At 73.9% G+C, this 5,381-nt stretch carries 4 protein-coding genes and 1 pseudogene; 2 read left to right on the top strand and 3 right to left on the bottom strand.

The genetic code is table 11. From position 1 onward, the window contains the following. Positions 1–754: SDR family oxidoreductase (locus tag B7767_RS25575; protein WP_143652637.1), on the bottom strand; the 754-nt coding region annotated here is incomplete at its 3' end. An 87-nt stretch (positions 755–841) separates the two neighbouring features. Here B7767_RS25575 and B7767_RS25570 point away from each other — a divergent pair. Together B7767_RS25570 and B7767_RS25565 are read left to right on the top strand one after the other, a co-directional pair. Next, positions 842–2,143 (top strand): acetyl-CoA C-acetyltransferase, encoded by a 1,302-nt coding sequence (locus B7767_RS25570; protein ID WP_085574256.1) that lies wholly within the window; start codon positions 842–844, stop codon positions 2,141–2,143. A 207-nt stretch (positions 2,144–2,350) separates the two neighbouring features. Next, on the top strand, positions 2,351–4,270 hold the full coding sequence (locus tag B7767_RS25565) for a long-chain fatty acid--CoA ligase (RefSeq protein ID WP_085574255.1): 1,920 nt from the start codon (positions 2,351–2,353) through the stop codon (positions 4,268–4,270). Between the two features lies 1 nt (position 4,271). Here B7767_RS25565 and B7767_RS25560 read toward each other — a convergent pair whose 3' ends face one another. Together B7767_RS25560 and B7767_RS48335 are read right to left on the bottom strand one after the other, a co-directional pair. Then, positions 4,272–4,925 (bottom strand): class I SAM-dependent methyltransferase, encoded by a 654-nt coding sequence (locus B7767_RS25560; RefSeq protein WP_085574254.1) that lies wholly within the window; start codon positions 4,923–4,925, stop codon positions 4,272–4,274. Between the two features lie 354 nt (positions 4,926–5,279). After that, positions 5,280–5,381: pseudogene (locus tag B7767_RS48335) on the bottom strand (AzlD domain-containing protein); the annotation flags it as partial.

Below are 5,381 nucleotides of genomic sequence, written 5' to 3'. Positions count from 1 at the left end.
TGTCGAGGGGGAGCGCCCTCCCGCCGAGCCGTCCGGCGACGCGCCGGGCGTCCGCCTCGGCCCCCGGCACGTCGAGGACGACCACCTCGGCGCCGTCCCGGGCCAGCGTCTCGGCGACCGCCTCGCCGATGCCGCGCGCGGCGCCGGTCACCAGGGCGGTACGGCCGGACAGGGGACGGTCCACGTCGTAGGGGGCGGGGGACGCGTGCGTGCCGACGCCGATCACCTGGCCGCTGACGTAGGCCGACCTGGGGGAGAGCAGGAAGCGGAGGGTGGACTCGGCGGCGGGGGCGTCGGTGAGGCGGACCAGGTTCACGGTGACGCCCCGGCCGGTCTCCTTGCCGAGGGAGCGGGTGAAGCCCTCCAGTGCCTGCTGGGCGGCGGCCTGATGGTGGTCGGCGGGGTCGAGCGGTGCGCCGAGCACCACGATCCGGCCGCTCGTGGCGAGGGACCGTACGACGGGGTGCAGGGCCGCGTGCACCTCGGCGAGGCCTTCGACGTCCCGTACCCCGCTGGCGTCCAGGACGACGGCGGCGGGCCGGCCCGTGGCGTCGTCGGGGGCGAGTCCGGTGCGGGCGAGGACGGGTGCGAGGCCGAGGCCGGACGTGCCGGCCGTGAGGTGGAGCAGGCCGCCGTCCAGGTCCGGCCGCTCCGGTGACCAGCGCCGCAGCGGCGCCGGCCGGGGGAGTCCCAGGCGGCGCGTGAGGAAGCGGCCGGGCGCGGTGCCGGTGAAGCTCAGATAGCGGTCGGCCATGGGGGACTCCCGGTGTGGTCTCGCTTTGCTTACTCTGGAGTAAGGTTACCGGAGGTAAGGGTATGTCACAGTGAGGAGCAGGTCGAGATGAGCACCATCGAGCCGAGCCCCCCGGGGCCTTCCGCCGTCCGGCGCGTCGCGGTCGTCGGCGGCAGCCGCGTCCCCTTCGCCCGCTCCGACGGCCCCTACGCCACCGCCTCCAACCAGGAGATGCTCACCGCCGCGCTGGACGGACTCGTGGAGCGGTACGGACTGCGGGCACCGGGCGCGGTGGGGGAGCTGGTCGCCGGGGCGGTCCTCAAGCACAGCCGCGACTTCAACCTCGCCCGCGAGACCGTCCTCGGCTCGGCGCTCGACGCCCGCACCCCCGCCTACGACATCCAGCAGGCCTGCGGCACCGGGCTCCAGGCGGTCGTCGCCGCCGCCAACAAGATCGCCCTCGGCCAGACGGAGGCCGCGATCGCCGGCGGCGCCGACACCGCGAGCGACGCGCCCCTCGGCGTCAACGACGACCTGCGCAAGGTGCTGCTGGAGGCACGGCGGGCGAAGACCCTCGGAGGCCGGCTGAAGGCCCTGGCGAAGGTGCGCCCCGGCCACCTCGTCCCCGACATCCCGCGCAACGCCGAACCGCGCACGGGGCTGTCCATGGGCGAGCACGCCGCGGTCACCGCACGCGCCTGGGGCATCACCCGCGAGGACCAGGACGAACTGGCGGTGACCAGTCACCAGCGGCTGGCGGCGGCGTACGAACGCGGTCTGTTCCAGGACCTCGTGGTGCCCTTCCGGGGCCTGGCCCGCGACCAGAACCTGCGGCCCGGTTCGACGGTGGAGAAACTGGCCGCGCTGAAGCCGGTGTTCGGCCTCGACGGCCCCGACCCCACCATGACGGCGGGCAATTCGACCCCGCTCACCGACGGTGCCGCGCTGGTGCTGCTGGCGAGCGAGGAGTGGGCGGCGGAGCGGGGCCTGGAACCCCTCGCCTACCTGACCGCGTACGAGACGGCCGCCGTGGACTTCGTGCACGGGGACGTCGCCGACGGCGAGGACGGCCTGCTGATGGCGCCCGCCCACGCGGTCCCGCGCATGCTGGAGCGGGCCGGTCTCGGCATGGCGGACTTCGACCTGATCGAGGTGCACGAGGCGTTCGCGTCCCAGGTGCTGGCCACGCTGGCCGCCTGGGAGAAGCGGGGCCTGGCACCCGTCGACCGCGCGCGGCTGAACGTGGCGGGCTCGTCCCTGGCCACCGGCCACCCCTTCGCCGCCACCGGTGCCCGCATCGTGGCGACCCTGGCGAAGCTCCTCGCCGAACGGGACGTCCCCGCACGCGGGTTGATCTCGATCTGCGCGGCGGGCGGCCAGGGCGTGACGGCGATCCTGGAGCGTACGTGAGTGACCCTCACGTAACCCGCAACATTGCACACCCCCGGCCCGGGACCATCCCCGGACCCGCACAGACCTTCCACGTCAGGGCCGTACGATCTCCGCACCGACCGGTGGTGACCCCTTTCCCCGACGGCCACCGGTGAGCGCCTCGGCGTGCGAGGCACGTACGTCGTGGCATCACGCAGTTCCCCCTGCACGTCCCAGGAGCCGCCCGTGTCCACCGCCTCTTCCTCCGCTCTCGACGACGACGTCTACGGAGCACCCGTCCTGGTCGAGCCGGAGATCCGGCGGCTGGACGGCGTCGTACGGGAAGCGTCCGTACCGCCGTTCGCCCGGCAGGTGCGGCACGGATCGCTCGCCGACCTGCCGTTCGAGAACGCGAGCACGGCGCCGGACGAGGCGGTGCTCAGCCGGAAGACGGCGGACGGCAGTTGGCGGGACGTGACGGCGCGGCGATTCGCCGCCGAGGTCCTGGCCGTCGCGAAGGGACTGATCTCCGAGGGGCTGACGCCGGGCGACCGGATCGCCGTCATGGCCCGCACCGTCTACGAGTGGACGGTGCTCGACTTCGCCGCGTGGGCCGCCGGACTGGTCACCGTCCCCGTCTACCCGACCTCCTCCGCCTTCCAGGCCCGCTGGATCCTCCACGACTCCGGCGCGGTCGCCCTGGTCACGGAGACCGCGGGCCAGGCCGCCGCCCTCGGCCCCGAGCTCGCGCACCTCCCCGACCTGCGGCGGGTGTGGGTCGTGGAGAAGGGCCACGTCGACGCGCTCGCGGAAGCCGGTGCGCGCGTACCCGACCAGGAAGTGGAGGTGCGCCGCGGCGTCCTGGGCCCCGACACCCTCGCCACCCTCGTCTACACCTCGGGCACCACCGGCCGCCCCAAGGGCTGCGCCCTCACCCACGGCAACTTCTTCGCCGAGGTGGACAACGCCATCGAACTGCTCTACCCCGTCTTCAAGGCCCGGACCGGCGAAGACGCCTCCGTCCTCCTCTTCCTGCCGATGTCCCACGTCTTCGGCCGGATGGTCGCCGTCGCCTGTGTGCGCGCCCGGGTGCGCCTCGGCCACGCGCCGAGCCTGGCACCCGCGGACCTGCTGCCCGACCTGGCGAGCTTCCGGCCCACCTGCCTGCTGACCATCCCGTACATGCTGGAGAAGGTCTTCAACACCGCCCGGGCGAAGGCGGAGGCGGGCGGACGGCTCTCGGCCTTCGACCGCGCGGAGTCGGTGGCCCGCCGGTACGGCGAGGCCGTCGAGGCCCGCCAGACGGGGACGGGGGCCGGCCCGTCCCGCTCCCTGAAGACGGCCCGCGCCTTCTACGACCCGCTGGTCTACCGCAAGATCCGCAACGCCATGGGCGGCAGGGTGCGTTACGCCATCTGCGGCGGCTCCCCGCTCGGCCCCCGCCTCGCCGCGTTCTACGCCGGTGCCGGCATCGAGGTCTTCGAGGGCTACGGCCTGACGGAGACCACCGGCGCCTCGACGGTGACACCCCCGCTGAAACCCCGCCTGGGCACGGTGGGCTGGCCACTGCCGGGGACGCGGATCCGCATAGCGGCGGACGGCGAGATCCTGGTCGGCGGCGACCACGTGCTGCGCGGTTACTGGGACCCGCAGGCGGGCGGGGTCGTGCCCGCCGCGCCCGACGGCTGGCTGCACACCGGTGACCTCGGCGAACTGGACGACGAGGGCTACCTGACCATCACGGGCCGCAAGAAGGAGCTGATCATCACCTCCGGCGGCAAGAGCGTCGCCCCGGCCCCGCTGGAGAACTGGCTCCGCTCACACCCGTTGATCTCCCAGGTCATGGTGGTCGGCGACAACCGCCCCTACGTCTCCGCCCTGATCACCCTCGATCCCGCCGGCATCACCCACTGGCGCCGCATGAACGGCAAGCACCCGGTCCCGCCGGAACTCGTCCTCGACGACGAGGAGTTGTACGCGATCCTCCAGCGCGCGATCGACGAGGCCAACAAGATGCTCTCCCGCCCGGAGTCGATCCGCCGCTTCACCGTCCTCCCGGTGGACTTCACCGAGGAGGCGGGCCACCTGACCCCGTCGATGAAGCTGCGGCGCGAGGAGATCCTGCGGGACTTCGCGGCGGAGGTGGAGGGGCTGTACGGCGGTTAGGTCACCGTGCCGCACGGGCGATCAGGAGCGCCTGGGGGGTCGACTCGCCCCGGTCCGTGTCGGCCGCGCGCACCGTCTGCTGGACGAGGACGAAACCGGCCGCCTCCAGGAGCGGGGTGACGCGTTCGGGCCGCATGCGCCGGAAGTCGAGGGCGACCGGGTGACCCCAGGGGTGCTCGTGGCGGCGGGGCTCGTCGCCGCACTGGAACGCGAGCAGCAGATGGCCCCCGGGCGCCAGGACCCGGCGGAACTCGGCGTAGACGGCGGGAAGTTCCTCCTGCGGGGTGTGGATGGTGGAGTACCAGGAGACCACGCCGCCGAGGGCACCGTCGGGCAGGTCCAGGTGCCGCATCGAGCCCTGCTCGAAGCGCAGGCCGGGGTTCTCGCGGCGGGCGATCGCGAGCATCCCCTCCGACAGGTCGAGGCCGAAGACGGAGAGGCCGAGGGAGGCGAGGTGCGCGGTCACCACTCCGGGGCCGCACCCCAGGTCGGCCACCCGGCCGCCCTCACCGACCAGTTCGGCGAAACCGGCCAGCAGCGCCCGGTCCAGCGGTCTCACCGCGAGTTGGTCGCGGAACAGGGCGGCGTAGTCCTCGGCGATGGCGTCGTAGAAGGTGCGGGTGGCGACTACGTGATCGGCGTCGGTGGCGGTCATGGGCGGTGACCCTACTCGCCACCACCGACAGCTCCGGGGCACGGGGGCGGAACCGGCCCCGCGCTCTCCGCGGCCGGGCGAGCACACACCGGGCGCACCGCGGTGTCCGCTCGGGACGGGGGTGTGCGGCTTCTGCGTCCGCCCGGTCGGGGGACTGCTCGGGCCGGGGGTGGTTGTGCGGCTTCCGTGTCTGCTCGGGCCGGGGGTGGTTGTGCGGCTTCCGTGTCTGCTCGGGCCGGGGGTGGTTGTGCGGCTTCCGTGTCTGCTCGGGCCGGGGGTGGTTGTGCGGCTTCCGTGCCTGTTCGGTCCCGGGGTGGCTGTGTGGCCTCCGTGCCCGCTCGGCATGGGGGGCGGCTACCCGACCCCCATGCCCCGCAGCACCGCCGTCGTGGCCGCCGCCCCGAGGACGACCACCGCGAACGGCGCGCGCCGCCACGCCAGTACGCCGCCCACCAG

Source organism: Streptomyces sp. 13-12-16, from assembly GCF_002114215.1.
Lineage (GTDB): Bacteria > Actinomycetota > Actinomycetes > Streptomycetales > Streptomycetaceae > Streptomyces.
The sequence above is the reverse complement of the archived record's forward strand: the minus strand, read 5'-3'. Positions and strand labels throughout refer to the sequence as shown.